This window comes from Serratia sp. CoH_122_TC_1, assembly GCF_058191755.1.
Window position 1 is genome coordinate 1 of sequence record NZ_JBXWLA010000069.1, and the last position, 388, is coordinate 388.

Annotated in this window: 2 protein-coding genes; both read right to left on the reverse strand. The window is 55.4% G+C overall.

Going from position 1 to position 388, the window contains the following annotated elements:
• Positions 1 to 45 precede the first annotated feature (45 nt).
• A complete protein-coding gene (lysC, locus tag AC2FC2_RS27015; RefSeq protein ID WP_490660212.1) occupies positions 46 to 267 on the reverse strand; it encodes an Rz1-like lysis system protein LysC in 222 nt (73 codons plus the stop codon).
• A partial coding sequence (locus tag AC2FC2_RS27020; RefSeq protein ID WP_490660213.1) for a DUF2570 family protein occupies positions 176 to 388 on the reverse strand: 213 nt, incomplete at its 5' end. The genes AC2FC2_RS27020 and lysC, both read right to left, overlap by 92 nt.

Consider the following 388-nt stretch of genomic DNA (forward strand, 5'->3'; position numbering starts at 1 on the left):
TGGCCCAGATTTCTGTGCTATTTTCTTGTGCAATAATTTTCATGCCTACCTCCCGACGGATACCCGCCATTGGTTCAGCGTGGCCACCTGGCCGGCGCAGATTGATAATGCTGTTTGAAGTTGCAGCGTATAGCTGCCGATATCACCCCAGGTGTCACCCTGCAGCGCTGGCTGCTCACATCGCTTGAATACTGACTCTGGGGGTAACAGGATGATCGGCGCTGGTGGCTGTACCGTCGGGCTGGTGCATGAGGTCAAGCACAGCACCAGGAGCAATGCGGCTGGCACACTCATCGTTTTTGATCGCATCCCGGTATTTCCTTTGGTAGATATCGGCCTGCTGGCGCAACTGTTGTTCCTGTTGCTGCTGGGCAGCCATCAACGCACG